Raw genomic sequence first — 17,703 nt, forward strand, 5'->3', positions numbered from 1 at the left:
CGGGGGGTTAAAAAATGAAGATTTCATTGTTTGTCACATGTCTCAGTGATGCCTTGTTCCCGCGGGTAGCTGAATCCATGGCGAGATTGTTGGCCCAATACGGCGTGCAGCTCGAATTCCCTGATGTACAGACTTGCTGCGGACAGCCAGCTTATAATAGCGGGTATTGGGACGATGCACGCAAGAGTGCCAGAACCATACTTGACGCATTCGAGCAGAGCGACTTCGTGGTTTCGCCATCGGGGTCCTGCACTTATATGATCCATCATTATCCGGAGTTATTTAAGGATGATCCTGTTTATTTGAAGAAAGCCGAATCACTGCAGGCCAAATCGTATGAATTTACGCAATTCCTGGTCGATGTCCTTGGAATTACGGATGTGGGTGCGGTTTACCCGCACAAGGTCACATATCATCCTTCCTGCCACGGCAGCCGTTTACTTGGCGTCAAGGATGAACCGATGAAGCTGCTCGGTCAGGTACAGGGGCTGGAACTTGTTCCATTGCCTTTTGCAGAAGACTGTTGCGGGTTTGGCGGGACGTTCGCGGTGAAGATGGCGGACATATCCGGAGCCATGGTTACGGAGAAAAGCGACCACATCTTAGAAACGGAAGCATCCGTCCTCGTCGGACTCGATATGGCTTGTCTGATGAACATTGCTGGCAACCTGCGCCATCGTGGTGAGAAGGTGAAGGTCATGCATCTGGCGGAGCTTCTGTATGAGGGGGTAAGCCGGCATGAACACAGCTGATACGAAAGCGCAGACCGTCAAACAGCGGGCAGGCGATGCGCTGAACAATGATTTTCTTCGCAAGGCCGTCCGATTCACGACAGAGCGTCTGAGGCTTGGCAAGAAACTGGCATCCGAGGAGCACGGCAACTGGGATGATTGGAGAGAGCGCGGGCGTCAGATTCGCCTGCATACGATCGCTCATCTGGACTATTACCTCGATCAATTCACAGAACAGGCGCGAGCGAACGGTGTGCATGTTCATTTCGCGGACACGGCGGAAGAAGCCGTAGCGATATCACTTCAGATCGCCGAGCGGAAATCGGCTAAATCCGTCGTGAAATCCAAGTCGATGGTATCCGAGGAGCTGCACCTGAACAAGGCGTTGGAATCCATCGGGGTAGAAGCCGTGGAGACCGATCTTGGTGAGTATATTATTCAGTTATCCGACGAGACGCCTTCACATATCATCATCCCAGCCATTCACAAGAATCGGTATCAGATTGCCGAGGTGCTATCCGAAGTAGCGGGTGAGACCTTGCCGCCAGATACAGCCGTGCTGGCTGGATTTGTTCGAATGAAGTTGCGTGAGAAGTTTCTTGAAGCCGAAATTGGCATGACCGGTTGTAATTTTGCCATAGCCGAGACAGGTTCCATGGTCTTGTTCGAGAATGAGGGTAACGCAAGAATGGTTACCACCGTGCCGAAGACGCAGATCACCCTGATGGGCATGGAACGGATCATTCCATCCTGGTCAGATCTCGAAGTAATGGCTACTCTGCTTCCACGATCAGCCACGGGCCAGAAGCTGACGGTGTACATGTCCGGAATCAGTGGACCCAAAAGAGAGCAGGATGCGGACGGACCGGATGAGATGCATATTATTATTATCGATAACGGTCGCTCGCTTCAGCTGGGCGACCCCGAATTCCAAGAGCTGCTCAATTGCATCCGCTGCGGTGCTTGTCTGAATGCCTGTCCTGTGTATCGTCATATTGGCGGGCACGCCTATGGCGGGACTTATAGTGGTCCGATCGGAGCTGTGTTGACGCCAGCCCTTAACAAGAATGTGGCCGAATGGGACGATATCGCCAACGCATCCAGCCTGTGCGGAGCGTGTTACGAAGCGTGTCCGGTGAAGATTCCACTGCATGATATGCTCGTGTACTTGAGACGGCGGAAGATCGAGGCGGGTCGCGGTGACAAGCTTGAGGGGATGGGCATGCGCGGGTTCTCTACGGTAATGGGAGACTCTAAACGTTTCAGAAGCGTACTATCGCTCGGGAAGCTTGGACAAAAGCTCGTCGTCCGTAACGGGGAGATCCGCACCAAGTTAGGGCCGTTAAAAGGCTGGAATTCCTATCGGGTGACGCCGAGCATACCCAAGCAGTCCTTCCGTGATCTGTGGCCGGAGATGGAAGCAGACCTCCGCAGGACTTCGAAGCCTATGAAACCTGATCTGACCAACCGATTGGAAGAGCGGAAACGGCAGCAGGAAGGAAAGGGGGTTAACGGCGATGGCTAATCAAGAGCATGGCGATTGGTTAATCCAACTCGAGCAACAATCGCGTAGGAAGCAGGAAGCGTTCATGAACGGCATTGCGGCAAAGCTCGGCAGGGAACGCGTTCGCGAAGCGCCTGCCCATCCTTTCCGCGGTGCGCCGGACTTCTGGCAAAGCTTCGAATGGTCTGCCGAGGAGAAGGTAGTCCAGTTTACAGCGAATTTCGAAGCAGCGGGAGGGCATGTGGTACGCGTTAGTGATTTGGAAGCAGCGTCCGCGTTTATTCATTCCAAAGCACTGGAGATGAGTGCGGCAACGATTCTGCGGCAGCAGGAGGAAGCGCTTGACGAGTTGAGGCTTGAGGAACGACTGCCAGATGCATTGGTGTTGACCTGGAATGATAACCCGGTAACAGATTGGCGAGCCGTAGCCGCCAAAGCGGATTTTGGGGTCGTGATGGCAGATCATGCAGCAGCTTACACAGGCTCGATGACCGTTAAATCAGCGTCAGGCAAAGGCAGGTCTGTAAGCTTGCTGCCTACGGTACTCATGGCGATTATTCCGCTCGATCGGATGGTAACGCGGCTTGGTGAAATCCTCGTGCAATTGGATGAAGCCGGACGGGAGCAGTTGCCTGCCGGCATTCATTTCATCTCGGGTCCCAGCCGTTCGGCTGATATCGAGAACGATCTGACGATCGGTGTGCACGGGCCAGGTATTGTGTATGCCATATTGGTGGATACCGTCTCTTCATGAGAACTGCTTATCATGTGTTATTCATGATATTGAACCCCATCCTTCTGTGCAGCTTGGCTGTCGACGAGGAGGGGGTTCATTTGAGTTATCTTATTACATTTAAATATAAGTAGATTTAATCGATCAAGATTATTTACCTTTTCGGGTAATCTGGGCGAGATGATCCCATTGCTCGCCTGTTACGCTGGACAAGTCGTTGAATTGACCGGCGCCCTGAAGCCACTCCCCGCCATCGATCGTGATCACATCACCGTTAATATAACCGGCATAATCCGATATAAGATACGCCGCCAAATGGGCTAATTCTTCGGAATTGCCGACCCGGCGAAGCGGAATGCGCTCGATCATCGTCTGCTCCAGCTCAGGCGTAGGCGAGAGTCTGGACCATGCACCTTCTGTTGGAAACGGTCCGGGTGCAATCGCGACCTGACGTATCCCATACTGCGCCCATTCGACTGCGAGAGAGCGGGTCAAGGCAAGTACGCCGGCCTTGGCCGCAGCGGATGGAACGACATACCCGGATCCGGTTTGGGCATAGGTCGTAACGATATTGAGCATGGTTCCACCCCGTTGCTGCTGAATCCAACGCTTGCCCACTTCCAGCGTCATATAGAATGTGCCGTGCAGCACAATGTTGAGCACGGCATCCACAGCCCGGGGGGAAAGACGTTCGGTCGGACTTATAAAGTTACCTGCTGCATTGTTAATCAGTACGTCAATTGTGCCATAATGTGCTTCTGCCGCATCAATGAACTGTGTGATTTGAGCAGGGTCGCGCACATCGCAGGTGTGATACCACACCTCACATCCCAACTGGCTCATTTCCGCCGCGGTCTGTTCCAACACCTCTGCCCGGCGTCCACACATGGCAATCTTCGCACCGAGTTGGGCGAACTTCTCGCTCATGGCCCGACCAAGCCCGGTAGCTCCACCAGTAATCAATATGACTTTGTCCTGAAGTAAATGATCTGCAAACAGCCCCATGTCCTTCTCTCCTTTGATTCTCAGAATGCAACCGCTTTCCTTAATTAGCGTAACATGAAATACGGCTCCTAGTCATCATCTGGCTGTTTCAGATAGCTAAAGGCTGGGTTAGGTTAATAAGAAATGCTGGTTAAAAGTATACATAGTCGTAAATTCTAATTCTATAGCGACAGTAGAGAGGGTTCGTATGGTCATACACATCATGAAATGAGAGAAGAGGGGCCTTGCATGATTCTGAAAACGTTGACGGAGCCGCTGATTTTGAAGACCATTGCCGGCGATGATACGGTAGAGATCACGAACATGGATACGGATTCAAGAAATATCCTGCCTGGGGGACTATTCGTCTGCGTACCCGGGTTCCATGTGGACGGGCATGAGTATGTCAATCATGCTGTACAGAATGGCGCAGTAGCCCTTGTGACTCAGCATAAGCTCTCTTCGTTGCCGGAGGGCGTAACGCAGGTTGTCGTTCCGGATACAAGAAGAGTCCTGCCGATTCTGGCAAACGCTTTTTATGCGAATCCATCAGAGCATCTTCGGCTGATCGGCGTGACAGGGACCAATGGCAAAACGACCACAACGCACATGATCGAGCAGATACTCAATGATGCGCAGCAGAAGACGGGTGTCATCGGCACGTTGTATATGAAGATCGGCGAGTACATGGAGACAACGGCGAACACCACACCCGACATCGTGCAGTTGCAGCGTTATTTTGACACGATGGTATCGCATAACGGACAATATGCTGTATTGGAGGTGTCTTCACACGGACTGGATATGGGCCGAGTACGGGGGTGTAATTTTCAGACGGTCGTCTTTACGAATCTGTCGCACGATCATCTGGACTTTCATCATGATATGGACGCTTACCGCAACACGAAAGAGCTACTGTTCAGTCAACTGGGCAACGGTCCGCAGGACATGTTGAAGAAGGCGGTGTTGAATGCCGATGATGCGGCTTCGATTTATTATGCCAAACGCACTTCCGCGCAGGTTGTAACTTATGGCATCGTGCAGGAAGCTGATGTGCGTGCGCAGAATATTCGCCATACGTCAGGAGGCTGTCAGTTCACCGTAAAGTCGCCGTGGGGAGAAAGCCCGATCAAGATGAAGGTACACGGGACTCATAATGTGTATAATGCGCTTGCAGCCATGACGACTTGTCTGCTTGAGGGAGTAACTTGGTCGGAAGTGAAAGCCAGTCTGGCACAATTCAGTGGGGTGCGCGGTCGATTTCAGGAGATAGATACTGGCAGAAACTTTCAAGTCGTTGTCGACTATGCGCACAATCCCGACGGTCTGAGAGCTACATTGCAGTCAGCCAGGGAAATAACGAACGGCAAAATAATCTGCGTGATTGGTTGTCGTGGCGAGCGGGATCGTCTTAAGCGTCCGATTATGGCAGGGATTGCGGCGACCTATTCGGATCATGTCCTATTCACTACCGATAATCCGTTCTCAGAGGATCCAGAGCAGATTATTAGCGAGATGCTCGGTGGCTTGTCTTCATTCCCAAATTGCAACTGGGAAGTGGTGCCCAACCGTAAGGAAGCGATTCAGCGCGCAGTGGAGATGGCCGGTCATGACGACCGAATCATGATTACGGGGAGAGGGCACGAAACGAGGTATGTAACCGGCAAACAGATTGATATATTCAGTGATGAGGAGATTGTGCACCGCTCCTTAAAGATGTCGGAGGAAGTTGGGATGATAACGCTGGAATGAAATCTAGGACGATAAATAATAGAGCTGAGGTGAACAAAAGAAATGAAATACGCGAAATTGGTTTGGGTCGGAGTAGCTTGATTTGGATCGTCACGGCATGTAGTAGTCCAGGCTCCCCGCCGCCACCAGAAGACACGTCGCAGGAGAACCGTCAGGAGGAGCCTGGTGGCGGAGAGGTATAAACTATGAAGTACTGGCAGAGGAATTAAACACGCCGTGGGCCATTGATTTTGACGGCGATACTATCTATATAAGCGAGCGAGAAGGAGCCATTGTACAAATTCAAGAGGGGAATATGAGCAGGCATGACTTGCAAACGTCGGAGCCGGTTGCCGCAATCGGCGAGGGCGGCTTTCTGGGATTTTTACTCACACCGGATTTCACGGAAACGGGTCAAGCCTATGGCTTTTACACTTATGAAGCCAACGGAGTGATTTTGAATCGATTGGTCATGCTGACGCATGAGCAGGAATCGTGGACGGAGAGTGAAATACTGCTGGACCAGATTCCGGGAGCGAATGTGCATAACGGTGGTCGATTAGCGATTGGTCCTGATGAAATGTTATATGTAACGACGGGTGATGCGGGAGAAGGAGAACTTTCTCAGAACCAGGAGAGCCTGGCGGGGAAAATATTGCGACTGACGCTGGATGGTGAAGTGCCGGATGATAATCCGTTGCCGGGTTCGTATATATATACCTTGGGACACCGGAACTCGCAGGGACTGGCTTGGAATTCGAATGGAGAATTGTACAGCTCGGAACACGGCCCATCCGGTAATCCGGTTGGAGGTCATGATGAGATCAATCTCATTACCGCAGGCAGCAATTATGGCTGGCCCGAAATACTAGGTGATGAGGAGCAGGAAGGAATGGAACTGCCGATTTATCATAGCGGCGAAACGGCGATTGCGCCGTCGGGCATATCGTTTGATGAGCAGGATCAGCTGTATATGGCGACCTTGCGCGGTGAGAAGCTGTACCGCTTCAATACGGAGGATGCTTCCCTGTCCGTGGCATTAGAGGACGAGGGAAGACTCCGAGATGTACGCGTGCATAACGGTAAAGTTTATATCATAACAAACAATACGGATGGCAGAGGCAATCCTGGGGAAACCGACGATCGGTTGTTGGTGATGGAATAATTCATCCATGTTGCAGCAAATTTGACCGGACAATGTGGACATCCTGTTCATGTTATCTTATGTTCGGAATAGAATATAAACAGAGCATATAGGAATGGCGAAGAAGTAGACATAGAAAAGCCCCTCCCGTATGGAAGGGGCTAGATGTGGCGATAATAGCATGTATGCTCATTGCCTTATGTGGATTGGCGGATATGGTATACGCATTTTTTACCGCCGCTGGCCAAGCATTCGGTACGTTTGACGTCGGCGCCCAGCAAAGATTCGAACAGGTCAAGTTCACATCGACAAGCGTCCTGATACCGGTTCGCCACTTGCGAGATCGGGCAGTTCAATTCCTCAAGCACGTACTCATTCTCCGATACCTTCTGGTAGTCGACCATGTAGCCGTTGTCGTTCTGGATTTGGGCAAGTGCCGCAACCCGTGATTCCAATGCTTCATTCTGAACGATAGGCATGTATTTTTTGCGGAGGGTCTCTTTTCGTTTATCGAACAATTGCGAGACGATTTCATCTCCTGCCTCGCCTTGAAGTTCCTGCAACAGATCGAGAGCGAGGGAATGATAATTTTTGGGAAAGAAATCTTCCGCGTGATGAGTCAAACTATATAAGGAGACGGGCCTTCCCATAGGTTGCTTCACCGTTCTATAGGTAATGTATCCGTCGTTCTTCAAGCTTTCCAGATGTCTGCGCACAGCCATGCCGGTGATGCCGAGAGATTCGGTGATGGCCTTGGTACTGAGCTCACCATGTATCTTCAACATTTGCATAATATACTCGCGCGTGCTGTAAGCGACTTCTTGTTCCATGTCAATCACCGCCTTGTTTCTCGCTTTGGAGCAATATGTCCCATCTTATGTCTTTGCTCACTATAAGTCAACCAATTGAGCCGTCTCGGAGCCTATGAATTCCGTCCTTTGATTGACATTCTACAGTGAACGACACATAATTATGATATGTTTTAGTATAAAAAGTATAAATCAAGTTGCAATCTTTATCTATCGGCAAGATGAACATGACCGTAAGAAGAGTCAAGAACACACGGAAAGGTGGAATAACAGATGTATGTCATTGGATCAGCTTGTATTGAAGAAAAGGCGGGAGAATGCGTAGATGTATGCCCCGTGGATTGTATCGAACAGGGAGATGACCAGTTCTATATCGATACGGATATTTGCATTTCGTGTGGAGCCTGTGAAGCCGCTTGTCCGGTAGCCGCCGTGTTTTATTATGAAGACTTGCCAGAAGATCAGAAGCATTACTTTGATAAAGCCGTAGAATTCTATAAGAATAAGTAAGATTCGCACCGATGAAGTCATACGTACATATAAACCATCCAAGAGGATGATGAGAGGATCTAACCTCCATCCATTTTCGCGGGTGGTTTTATTTTGCTTATTTTCCCCATATTGCTGCGCGTTTTTTCTGGGTAATATTTCATTTATTTCAGTGCTGGAGGTTGTAATAGAGCGTTTGAATCGTTGTTATTACTATTCATCTTATTCATGTAACATACATGTCAACTTGTGCGTGATTTGAGGTCACTTGTGTCTGCTGCGCGGATAGTGGCTGCAACAGAAATCAATTGAAATGCTTACATTTCCATTATCAAAAAAAAGCGATAAGAAAATGTGTCATATATATTGACACTTTTCATAATCACCATTTATTATTAATATCACTGGAGAATAAAAATACGAAAAATGATATAATTCAAGCATTTTTGATGGAATTAGTTTGAATTTAGCTGGAAATACGTACTGATTAATCTAATGATGAAATTAAATAGGGGATGTCTTCATGAAAAAGCATGATCAAGACTTTATGAAGCGACAGAACAGGTTGACCGTATTCCAGATCATCAAGAATGAACAGCCTGTTTCCAGAGCTTCCATTGCGAAGCAGACAGGCATGAGTCCAACGACCGTCAGTCGGATCGTTTCAGAATTGATGGAAGAGGGATATGTTCATGAGACCGAGGAACAGGCGTCGGCGGGCAGAGGAAGAAAGTCTTCCCTCATTCAATTGCTTGACACCGCCGTGATCTCAATCGGCGTTGAACTGGACCGTTATCAAGTCAACATCGGATTTATCGATGTTCAAGGGAATGTAATGTGCAGCGGGAGCTTCCCTCGTACATCCGATGAGGCTGCGGAAGCGACGTTGCTTCGAATCGCTGAGACGATCAATGGGCTGATTCGGGATTGCGATATAGACTCCAAACGGATTGTTGGAATTGGGGTGGGCCTGCCGGGTATCATCGACGTTGCCGTCGGCGTTGTGAACTTCTCCGTACAGTTGGGCTGGAAGAACGTGCGTCTTGCCGAGCGATTGAAAGAACTAACCGGATTTCATGCCATCGTAGATAACGAATTGAAGGTGAAGGCACTGGCTGAACAATTAAAGGGGTCGGCCTTTGGTTCCAATCGTACGGTTCTGCTCGGTTTCGGTAACGGCGTCGGTTCTGCTCTGATCTTGCAAGGCGAGATATACCGAGGGGTGACGAACAGCGCCGGTGAGATCGGTCATACCACCGTCGATCCTGAGGGGATGATGTGTGATTGTGGTAAAGCGGGCTGTCTTCAGACCTATATCAACATTCCTTCATTATTGTCGGAAGCCAACAAGATCAAACCGGTACGTACAATAGAGGAATTATTTGAAGAGAGACGTAACGGAACCCGCTGGGCGAGTTACCTGATTGATCGAGCTCTTGCGTACATGGCGATCACAATCAACAACGTCGTCAGTATGTATAACCCGGATAGCGTCATACTCAGCGGCGAGATACTGGATAAGTTTCCCGAGGTTTACGAAGAGATTACGAGTTTGTGTTACTCCAAATATATTTGGGAGCCGCTTCATGATTCCTTTACGATCGTCCGCTCCAAGCTGCATGAACACGGTGTGATCATCGGCTCCGGACTTATCGCTCAGGATCGATATTTTCAACTGAACTAATAGAACGACAGGGGGAGCGTTACATGAAGTTTGTACCATTGGTAGAGGAATATCGCGCAGGTGTGTTGGAGAACGTTCACTATGGAGCCATCACCGTTGTAGATGAGAGTGGCAAGGTGATATATGCCGCCGGTGATCCTCACCATATGACCTATCTTAGATCAGCAGCCAAGCCTTTTCAGGCGATTCCGGTGATGAAGCGCCGGATTGATGAAATTTACGGTCTAACCGGTGAAGAGACGGCCTTGTTCGCTGCATCGCATCGCGGTGAGAGCTTCCACATCGACGCCCTGGAGTCGATCCTTGGCAAAACCGGCATCAAAGAGGAGGCACTCCACTGTTGTGCTACATACCCGCTGAATGAAGATGCGAAGGCACAGCGACATCGCGACCGGGAAGAGAAGCGCCGAATCTTCCACAATTGCTCTGGTAAACATAGCGGTTTGATCGCACTCAGCAAACAGATGGGCTGGGACGAGACTACCTATTATAAGCCAGAACATCCCGTACAGCAAGAAATACTTGAAGCGCTGGCGTATTTTGCGGAAGTGCCGGTTGATTCGATACCGCAAGGGATCGATGGCTGCGGACTTCCGATCTTCGCGCTGCCGCTGGACCGCATCGCTTATTCGTTCCTGAAGCTGGCATGTCCTGATCTGATCGAAGATCAGGACACAGCAGATGCTGCGGCAAGAATGGCCAAGCTGATGAATGAGTATCCCGACATCATCGCCGATACGAAGTTCGTGTGCTCTGCGCTATTGAAGGATCACAATCTGACGGCAAAAGGCGGTGCCAAGGGAGTGTATGGCATCGGGCTCCGTAAGGAGCGACTGGCTATATCGCTGAAAGTATCCGATGGCTCGGAACAAGTATGGCCGTGTATTATCGCCTCCATCCTGGAGAAGCTGGGGTACAGCGACCAGTCGACCATCGAACGCCTGTATGATATCGTGCCGAATGAAATTCTGAATGATGGCGGTACGCTTGTAGGCGAGCGCAAGGCTGTCTACGCATGGAATGATTAATCCGTGAGGAACTCGAGACTTGGGTGGAACCAATTTTACCCGGGTCATTGAGTGAATCTATAGATATGAATTACATCAAAGGGGGAGTAAACAAATGAGATTCAAAGGTAAATCTTGGTCATTGCTCGTACTGATGCTTGCATTCATGGTTGTTGCGGCAGCTTGCGGCGGCAACGGTGGCGGTAATGAAGGAGGAAGCGAGGGTGGCGAGACAAAGCCGGTAACCAAGGATAACAAGGATATCGTGATTGCCATCAATGCTAACTTTATGACACTTGATCCTCACAATGCCGGCGATACACACTCCATTTCCGGTGCTCGCACGATGTACGAAGGTTTGATGGGCTTTAACGAAAGAATGGAACTGATTCCGGTACTGGCTGAGAACCACAGCATCAGTGAAGACGGACTGACTTACACGTTCCAACTGCGTCAAAACGTGAAGTTCCATGATGGAACGGATTTTAACGCAGATGCGGTTATTGCGAACATGGATCGTATTATGAACGAAGAGAACAATCTGAGAATGCGTAGAAGTTTTACAACCGTTGAGAAAGTGGAAGCAGCCGATGAGAATACTGTGGTCTTCACACTGAATCAGCCTTATAACGCATTCCTGAACAAAACAGCGATGGCACTCATGATCAGTCCCAAGGCGCTTGAAGATGGCGTTGACGTCACCAAGACACCTGTCGGTACTGCGCCATACAAGTTTAAAGAGTGGGTACAAGGCGACCGTTTGACCGTGGTCAAAAATGAAGACTATTGGCAAGCAAACGTACCTAAAGTAGATAGCATTACGTTCAGACCAGTACCTGAGAACGGCTCGCGTATCGCGATGCTGAAGACTGGCGAGGCGGACTTCATCTATCCGATGCCGACCGAGCAAGTATCCGAAGTTGAGGGTGATTCCAACATTATCATCGACACGATCGATTCCACAATCGTTCGCTACGTTACCCTGAACACGATGAAGGAACCTTATGACGATTTGAAAGTGCGTCAGGCTATCAACCATGCGATTGATAAAGAAGCTTTCATTAAAGTGGTTAAATCCGGCCTTGGTACACCGTTGACATCAACGATGTCATCCATGACGCAGCACTATTCCGAGCAACCAGCTTACGAGTACGATATTGAGAAAGCGAAGTCCTTGTTGGCTGAAGCGGGATTGCCAGACGGCTTCGAAGCTGAATTGTGGGGAGAGAACGATTCCGAGACCATGAAAGGCATGCAGTTCATTCAACAGCAGTTGGCTCTTGTTGGCATCACGGTAGACGTGAAGTCCATGGAAGGCGCGACGCTGTCCGAACAGATTAACTCTGCAACACCGGAGAATGCGAAGATCCAAATGTGGTTTGTAAGCTGGTCACCATCTTCAGGTGATGCTGACGGTGCAACGAAAGGGTTGTTCAGCAGCGATTTCTTCCCGCCGGCAGGTTCCAACACCGCTTACTACAAGAACGACAACGTGGATCAATGGATCAAAGATGCGAATGCTTCAGTAAGTGATGAAGAAGCAAGAAATATCTACGCTAAAATCCAAGAGCAAATCTGGTCAGATGCGCCGTGGGCATTCCTGGGCGTAGACCAGGTGATCACAGGCAAACGCGCACATCTTGAAGGCGTAAAAGCTTATCCGGATGGTTCGATTAACGTACGAGAAGCAGAAGTGTTAAATTAGGCAGCGAGAGCTTGCTTGAACGTATACCTTATGGTGGGCCGCCTCTAGAAGTTTCTCGAAGCGGCCCATCTTATTTTAAAAGCTGACGTGTTGAAAGGAGGCTCATCCTTTGGGAAGATATGCAGTGCAAAGGCTGTTGGGCGTAATCCCGCTGTTGTTTGTTGTATCCATACTCGTGTTTTTATTCATTCACCTTATTCCTGGAGATCCGGCACGTCTTGTCGCTGGTAAGGAAGCCACCCTTGAGGAGATCAACGGGATCCGAGAACAGCTGGGCTTAAACTTGCCGCTATGGCAGCAATATTTCAACTACATGGGTGATCTGTTGAAGGGTGACCTCGGGGTGTCCATTACGACCGGCTTGGCCGTTACCGATATGCTTGCACCTCGTTTCCTGCCCACTATTATCCTTACGTTTACCAGCCTTGGCTGGGCTTTGGTTATCGGCCTGATCATCGGGATCGTGTCAGCGGTGAATCGGGGCAAATGGCCGGATTACATCGGGATGTTAGCGGCAATTTCCGGCATTTCCTTGCCAGGCTTCTGGCTCGGACTTGTACTTATTCAATTATTCTCGGTTACGCTGGGCTGGTTCCCAACAGGTGGCCTGGACAGCTGGCAATCTTACATTCTGCCGTCCTTTACGCTCGGCGCAGGAATCATGTCCATGCTTGCCAGATATTCGCGTACTTCCATGCTCGAAACGATGCGCGAAGATTATGTTCGTACCGGACGCGCGAAGGGATTGCGTGAGTTCGTTGTCGTTGGCCGGCATGCGCTGCGCAACTCCTTGATCCAGGTCGTGACCGTGGCCGGTCTCCAGTTCGGATTTTTGCTGGGGGGCTCGGTTATGGTTGAGACCGTATTCAGTATTCCGGGTATGGGTCGTCTCCTGGTGGATTCGATTGCGTTCCGCGACTATACGGTCATTCAAGCTTTACTGTTGTTGTTTGCGGCAGAATTTATTCTGATTAACCTGATTGTCGATTTACTGTACGGTGTACTGAATCCCAAAATCCGGTATGCATCGAAATAGGAGGAGGAACTCATGAGCGACAATTCCACAGCAACTTTCAATCCATCCTCCGTACCGGAGGAAGCGGAAGTCAGAGGCCCGGTAAAGGGCAAATTCAAGACGTTCTTGGCTAAATTCATGAAGCAAAAACTAGCGGTTGTCTCCAGCTTCTTTATTTTGCTTCTACTTATACTCGCCGTCATCGGTCCACATATCGTGCCTTATCCGCCGAATGAACCGAATTACGATGCGATGATGGAAGGACCTTCGTTGGCGCATTGGGCCGGGACGGATGAGTACGGTCGTGATATCCTCAGTCGCCTGATTGAAGGAACTCGATTGACGATGGCCGTGAGCTTGAGCGCGGTATTCATTTCTGCGCTTGCGGGAACCATCCTTGGACTTATAAGCGGTTATTATGGCGGCTGGATTGACCGGCTGATCATGCGAGGCAGTGACGTAATGTTCTCGTTCCCGGATCTGCTGCTTGCGATCGGCATCGTCGCAATCCTCGGACCTGGATTGTCCAATGTTGTGATCGCGGTCGCGGTATTCGGAACGCCTTCGTTCGCAAGGATCATTCGAAGCGTTACGTTGTCGGCCAAAGAATCGCTCTATGTGGAAGCTGCCCGTTCCATGGGTGCCAAGCATAACCGCATTATCTGGAAGCATATTTTCCCGGAAACCGTGCCTAGCATCATTGTTAACGTGTCGATGAGAATCGGCGGCGCTATTCTGGCAGCGGCATCCCTGAGCTTCTTGGGACTCGGCGCCAAGCCGACCGAACCGGATTGGGGAGCCATGCTCAGTATGGGACGCGACTATTTGAGTATCGCACCACATATCGTTTATTTCCCGGGTCTGATCATATTCCTGACCGTATTGGCATTCAACCTGATCGGTGATGGATTGAATGATGCGCTGGATCCGAAGGAGAAAAATTAAAAGGGGGGATGAAGCGTGACGCAAACATTGCTTGAAGTCAAAGGTCTTAAAACCGAGTTCAAACGCGATGGTTCATCGGTGCTCGCGGTAGCGGGCGTAGACTTCCATATAAATAAAGGCGAAGTGCTCGGGCTTGTCGGTGAATCCGGCTGCGGCAAAAGCGTGACCTCCCTGTCCATCATGAGACTGCTTAAAGATACGCCCGGCAAGATTTCGGGAGGTTCCGTAAGTTTTGAGGGCAAGGACTTGGTCCAATTATCGGAAAAAGAAATGCGGCGCTATCGCGGCAACGAGCTGGCGATGATATTCCAGGAACCGATGACGTCATTGAATCCTGTGCTGCGCATCGGCAAACAGCTGGAAGAGTCGATCGAACTTCATCTTGGTTACAGTCGCAAAAAAGCACGTGCTCACGCGATCGAAGCCTTGAAGCTGGTCGGCATTCCGCGTGCTGATGAAGTGGTGGACGATTATCCGCACCAATTGTCCGGCGGGATGAGACAGCGCGTCATGATTGCAATGGCGATGGCTTGCAATCCGAAGCTGCTGATTGCCGATGAACCGACAACGGCACTCGACGTTACGATTCAAGCGCAGATTCTGGATCTCATGAACCGCCTGAAGACGGAGCAGAACATGGGCATGCTGCTGATCACGCATGATCTGGGCGTCGTTGCTGAAATGTGCGACCGCGTCGTTGTCATGTATGCAGGCCGTGTGGTCGAAGAAGCGACGGTTGATGAATTGTTCGAGAATCCGCAGCATCCGTATACCAAAGGGCTGATCAATTCGGTGCCGAAGCTAAGACAGAAGGTGCACCGTTTGGAGTCCATCCCAGGAAATGTGCCGGATCTGCGCAACATGCCGCAAGGATGCAAATTTGCACCACGTTGTCCGTTTGTTATGGAGAAATGTCTGAGTCAGGAGCCTGACTTGCTTCCCACTCAGCACGACGAGGCGCGGAAGAGCCGCTGCTGGTTGACCCAAGAAGGACCTCAGGAAGGGGGAGAGAGCGCATGAAGCAAGAAACGCCATTGTTAGAAGTTAACAACTTGCAGAAATCATTCTTGATCAAAAAAGGATTCTTCGGCAATTCGAAGCAGCTTCGTGCTGTAGACGGTATCTCTTTCGCCATTCGTAAAGGGGAAACCTTCAGTCTGGTTGGCGAGAGTGGCTGCGGCAAATCGACCACGGGTCGCTTGGTCACCAGACTGCTTGCTCCTAATGGCGGAGAGGTTCTGTTCAACGGAACGGATATCAGCGGCTACAGCGAGAATCAGATGCGCCCGCTGCGCAAGGACATGCAGATGGTGTTTCAGGATCCGTATGCCTCGCTGAATCCGAGAATGAAAGTGAAGGAGCTTGTTGCTGAGCCGCTTCTGATCCATACGAAACTCAGTACGAAGGAGCGGGACAAGCTCGCTTGCGAATTGCTGGAGACGGTGGGCCTTAACAGTTATCATGCGGAGAGATTCGCCCATGAGTTCAGTGGCGGGCAGCGTCAACGGATCGGTATCGCAAGAGCGCTGTCCGTTCGCCCAAGTTTGATTGTAGCGGACGAGCCTGTCTCGGCGCTCGATGTCTCGATCCAGTCCCAGGTGCTGAATTTGCTTCAAGATCTTCAGGAAGAGTATGGTCTGACGTATCTGTTCATCTCGCACGATCTTAGCGTAGTGGAACATATCAGTGACCGGATCGGTGTCATGTATCTGGGAACTTTGGTGGAAACGGCGGATAAAGATACGTTGTATGATCGTCCCCTGCACCCATATACCCAAGCGTTGTTATCTTCGGTTCCGGTACCTGATCCGAAGCAGAAGAAGGAGCGAATCATTCTTAAGGGCGACCTGCCAAGCCCCGTGAATCCGCCGAGTGGTTGCCGATTCCATACACGCTGTCCTGCTGCTATGGAAGTATGCAAGCAAATGGCGCCAGAATTCCGGGAAGTGGAGCCAGGACACCAGGTAGCTTGCCATTTGTATGACGAAGAAATCATGAAGCGTGTTTAAAGAATGCAACGTGAGTGAGGAGGAGTAGAGGTGCAGATATCCATCGACAACAGCCAGACACCAGATTCGATCGTTTACGCCGTATACGAAGGTGAAGCCTTATCGTTTCGACTAACCGAATCCAGGAAGAAGGCTCAAGTTTTAACTTGGTTGTATGGCAGAACGAATGATGAACCTGATTATCTCGCTGCTGGTATGGGGGAGTCCACGAAGCTAACTGCGGAGCAGGTTCGCAGAACAGGCGCATCTGTAGCGAGAGCCTTGTTGAAAGAGAATAAAGCTCAAGCTGCTCTGGTGCGATCTTCCGGCAAAGCCGGTTCGAGTACTTCGATCTCAATGCAGGAGGAACTTCAGGCTTGGATCGAGGGCTTTCTGTATGGATTGTATCAATTCAACAAGCATCGGGTATCCACTGCCACAACGCATACGGTATCGCTGCAGCTTCGTTCGGATGATTGGGGCGGTATGACCGTTGCTGAAATAGAAACGGTGATTGCTCATGCCAGCATTCGTGTGAAGGGTACCGCTTGGACCCGCGATCTGGTGAACGAATCACCGCAAACGTTGAATCCGGAAGCCTTCGTTGAAGTGGTGGAGAAGCGGTTCAAGGATGCTCCGGTTAAGCTGCATGTATATCGAGGTCAAGAGCTGATTGATCGTCAGATGAACGGATTAATTGCTGTAGGCGCAGGCAGTAAGTATGCTCCTGCCCTGATTGAGATCTCCTATGACGGAGTTTCAACGGAGCGTGGCGAGGTTCCGCATATCGCCTTGATCGGTAAAGGAATAACCTTTGATATGGGTGGCATGAACGTCAAGATCGGCCGAGATATCAGCGATGCTCGCATGGATATGGGCGGGGCCGCGGCTGTTGTCGGAGCGATGGAAATTCTCGTACAGCAGCAAGCGGCGGTGCGAGTCACGGCTCTGATCGCGGTGGCGGATAACTTATCGGGACCAGACGCTATACTCCCTTCCTCGGTTGTTCACTATCCGAACGGAATCAGTGTTCAGGTTGCGAATACGGATGGCGAAGGCAGACTTGTTATCGCTGATGCTTTGCTGCATGCCGCCACGCTTGACGTGAATAGAGTAATCGATATCGCGACTTTAACAGGCAATGTAGGCTCAGCCTGGGCCTTGAGCTCGCTGGAATATGGGGCGATGAGGGAATGACGCGTGACCTGGTAGCATCGGAGAGCGTAATGGGGAA

Annotated in this window: 16 protein-coding genes; 14 read left to right on the plus strand and 2 right to left on the minus strand. The window is 50.4% G+C overall.

Going from position 1 to position 17,703, the window contains the following annotated elements:
• Window positions 1-14: 14 nt before the first annotated feature.
• Genes JCM10914_RS04510 through JCM10914_RS04520 form a run of 3 tightly spaced genes read left to right on the plus strand, consistent with a single transcriptional unit; the run spans window position 15 to window position 2,989 of the window.
• Entirely contained in the window at window positions 15-752 is a 738-nt protein-coding gene (locus tag JCM10914_RS04510) for a (Fe-S)-binding protein (protein WP_023957922.1), read from the plus strand.
• A complete protein-coding gene (locus tag JCM10914_RS04515) occupies window positions 739-2,256 on the plus strand; it encodes a LutB/LldF family L-lactate oxidation iron-sulfur protein (protein ID WP_023957924.1) in 1,518 nt (505 codons plus the stop codon). The genes JCM10914_RS04510 and JCM10914_RS04515 overlap by 14 nt, the downstream gene beginning before the upstream one ends.
• Window positions 2,249-2,989 (plus strand): lactate utilization protein, encoded by a 741-nt coding sequence (locus JCM10914_RS04520; protein ID WP_023957926.1) that lies wholly within the window; start codon window positions 2,249-2,251, stop codon window positions 2,987-2,989. The genes JCM10914_RS04515 and JCM10914_RS04520 overlap by 8 nt, the downstream gene beginning before the upstream one ends.
• Before the next feature lie 129 nt (window positions 2,990-3,118).
• Here JCM10914_RS04520 and JCM10914_RS04525 read toward each other — a convergent pair whose 3' ends face one another.
• Window positions 3,119-3,973 carry an SDR family oxidoreductase gene (locus tag JCM10914_RS04525; RefSeq protein ID WP_023957928.1) on the minus strand — a complete coding sequence of 285 codons (855 nt, stop codon included), beginning with the start codon at window positions 3,971-3,973 and terminating at the stop codon, window positions 3,119-3,121.
• Between the two features lie 228 nt (window positions 3,974-4,201).
• Here JCM10914_RS04525 and JCM10914_RS04530 point away from each other — a divergent pair, with 228 nt between their 5' ends.
• Both JCM10914_RS04530 and JCM10914_RS04535 read left to right on the plus strand, forming a co-directional pair.
• Window positions 4,202-5,704 (plus strand): UDP-N-acetylmuramoyl-L-alanyl-D-glutamate--2,6-diaminopimelate ligase, encoded by a 1,503-nt coding sequence (locus JCM10914_RS04530; RefSeq protein WP_023957929.1) that lies wholly within the window; start codon window positions 4,202-4,204, stop codon window positions 5,702-5,704.
• A gap of 250 nt (window positions 5,705-5,954) precedes the next feature.
• Complete coding sequence (locus tag JCM10914_RS04535; RefSeq protein ID WP_231638517.1) at window positions 5,955-6,848, plus strand: PQQ-dependent sugar dehydrogenase; 894 nt, start codon at window positions 5,955-5,957, stop codon at window positions 6,846-6,848.
• Between the two features lie 176 nt (window positions 6,849-7,024).
• Here JCM10914_RS04535 and JCM10914_RS04540 read toward each other — a convergent pair whose 3' ends face one another.
• A complete protein-coding gene (locus JCM10914_RS04540) occupies window positions 7,025-7,657 on the minus strand; it encodes a metalloregulator ArsR/SmtB family transcription factor (RefSeq protein WP_023957932.1) in 633 nt (210 codons plus the stop codon).
• A 252-nt stretch (window positions 7,658-7,909) separates the two neighbouring features.
• Here JCM10914_RS04540 and JCM10914_RS04545 point away from each other — a divergent pair, with 252 nt between their 5' ends.
• The 9 genes from JCM10914_RS04545 to JCM10914_RS04585 all read left to right on the plus strand — a co-directional run bounded on the left by JCM10914_RS04545 (window position 7,910) and on the right by JCM10914_RS04585 (window position 17,666).
• Complete coding sequence (locus JCM10914_RS04545; protein ID WP_023957934.1) at window positions 7,910-8,146, plus strand: 4Fe-4S binding protein; 237 nt, start codon at window positions 7,910-7,912, stop codon at window positions 8,144-8,146.
• A gap of 502 nt (window positions 8,147-8,648) precedes the next feature.
• Window positions 8,649-9,809, plus strand: a complete 1,161-nt coding sequence (locus JCM10914_RS04550) for an ROK family transcriptional regulator (RefSeq protein ID WP_023957936.1) — start codon at window positions 8,649-8,651, stop codon at window positions 9,807-9,809.
• A 23-nt stretch (window positions 9,810-9,832) separates the two neighbouring features.
• Window positions 9,833-10,837 carry an asparaginase gene (locus tag JCM10914_RS04555; RefSeq protein WP_023957938.1) on the plus strand — a complete coding sequence of 335 codons (1,005 nt, stop codon included), beginning with the start codon at window positions 9,833-9,835 and terminating at the stop codon, window positions 10,835-10,837.
• 94 nt (window positions 10,838-10,931) lie between these two features.
• Complete coding sequence (locus JCM10914_RS04560) at window positions 10,932-12,521, plus strand: glutathione ABC transporter substrate-binding protein (protein ID WP_023957940.1); 1,590 nt, start codon at window positions 10,932-10,934, stop codon at window positions 12,519-12,521.
• A 109-nt stretch (window positions 12,522-12,630) separates the two neighbouring features.
• Entirely contained in the window at window positions 12,631-13,557 is a 927-nt protein-coding gene (locus JCM10914_RS04565; RefSeq protein ID WP_023957942.1) for an ABC transporter permease subunit, read from the plus strand.
• A 12-nt stretch (window positions 13,558-13,569) separates the two neighbouring features.
• Window positions 13,570-14,481 (plus strand): ABC transporter permease, encoded by a 912-nt coding sequence (locus JCM10914_RS04570; RefSeq protein WP_023957944.1) that lies wholly within the window; start codon window positions 13,570-13,572, stop codon window positions 14,479-14,481.
• A 15-nt stretch (window positions 14,482-14,496) separates the two neighbouring features.
• Entirely contained in the window at window positions 14,497-15,501 is a 1,005-nt protein-coding gene (locus JCM10914_RS04575) for an ABC transporter ATP-binding protein (RefSeq protein ID WP_023957946.1), read from the plus strand.
• Window positions 15,498-16,490: an ABC transporter ATP-binding protein gene (locus JCM10914_RS04580; RefSeq protein WP_023957948.1), complete on the plus strand. Its 993-nt coding sequence runs from the start codon at window positions 15,498-15,500 to the stop codon at window positions 16,488-16,490. The genes JCM10914_RS04575 and JCM10914_RS04580 overlap by 4 nt, the downstream gene beginning before the upstream one ends.
• Window positions 16,491-16,520: 30 nt before the next feature.
• A complete protein-coding gene (locus tag JCM10914_RS04585) occupies window positions 16,521-17,666 on the plus strand; it encodes a M17 family metallopeptidase (protein WP_023957949.1) in 1,146 nt (381 codons plus the stop codon).
• Window positions 17,667-17,703 lie beyond the last annotated feature (37 nt).

The organism is Paenibacillus sp. JCM 10914 (genome assembly GCF_001315105.1).
In the GTDB taxonomy this organism is placed as follows: domain Bacteria; phylum Bacillota; class Bacilli; order Paenibacillales; family Paenibacillaceae; genus Paenibacillus_AQ.

Bases quoted from the DNA above. Each gene is read 5' to 3' on its own strand.
- JCM10914_RS04580 (WP_023957948.1), top strand. From the start codon at position 15,498: ATGAAGCAAGAAACGCCATTGTTAGAAGTTAACAACTTGCAGAAATCA.
- JCM10914_RS04515 (WP_023957924.1), top strand. From the start codon at position 739: ATGAACACAGCTGATACGAAAGCGCAGACCGTCAAACAGCGGGCAGGC.
- JCM10914_RS04560 (WP_023957940.1), top strand. From the start codon at position 10,932: ATGAGATTCAAAGGTAAATCTTGGTCATTGCTCGTACTGATGCTTGCA.
- JCM10914_RS04520 (WP_023957926.1), top strand. From the start codon at position 2,249: ATGGCTAATCAAGAGCATGGCGATTGGTTAATCCAACTCGAGCAACAA.
- JCM10914_RS04545 (WP_023957934.1), top strand. From the start codon at position 7,910: ATGTATGTCATTGGATCAGCTTGTATTGAAGAAAAGGCGGGAGAATGC.
- JCM10914_RS04525 (WP_023957928.1), bottom strand. From the start codon at position 3,973: ATGGGGCTGTTTGCAGATCATTTACTTCAGGACAAAGTCATATTGATT.
- JCM10914_RS04540 (WP_023957932.1), bottom strand. From the start codon at position 7,657: ATGGAACAAGAAGTCGCTTACAGCACGCGCGAGTATATTATGCAAATG.
- JCM10914_RS04530 (WP_023957929.1), top strand. From the start codon at position 4,202: ATGATTCTGAAAACGTTGACGGAGCCGCTGATTTTGAAGACCATTGCC.
- JCM10914_RS04570 (WP_023957944.1), top strand. From the start codon at position 13,570: ATGAGCGACAATTCCACAGCAACTTTCAATCCATCCTCCGTACCGGAG.
- JCM10914_RS04555 (WP_023957938.1), top strand. From the start codon at position 9,833: ATGAAGTTTGTACCATTGGTAGAGGAATATCGCGCAGGTGTGTTGGAG.
- JCM10914_RS04550 (WP_023957936.1), top strand. From the start codon at position 8,649: ATGAAAAAGCATGATCAAGACTTTATGAAGCGACAGAACAGGTTGACC.
- JCM10914_RS04510 (WP_023957922.1), top strand. From the start codon at position 15: ATGAAGATTTCATTGTTTGTCACATGTCTCAGTGATGCCTTGTTCCCG.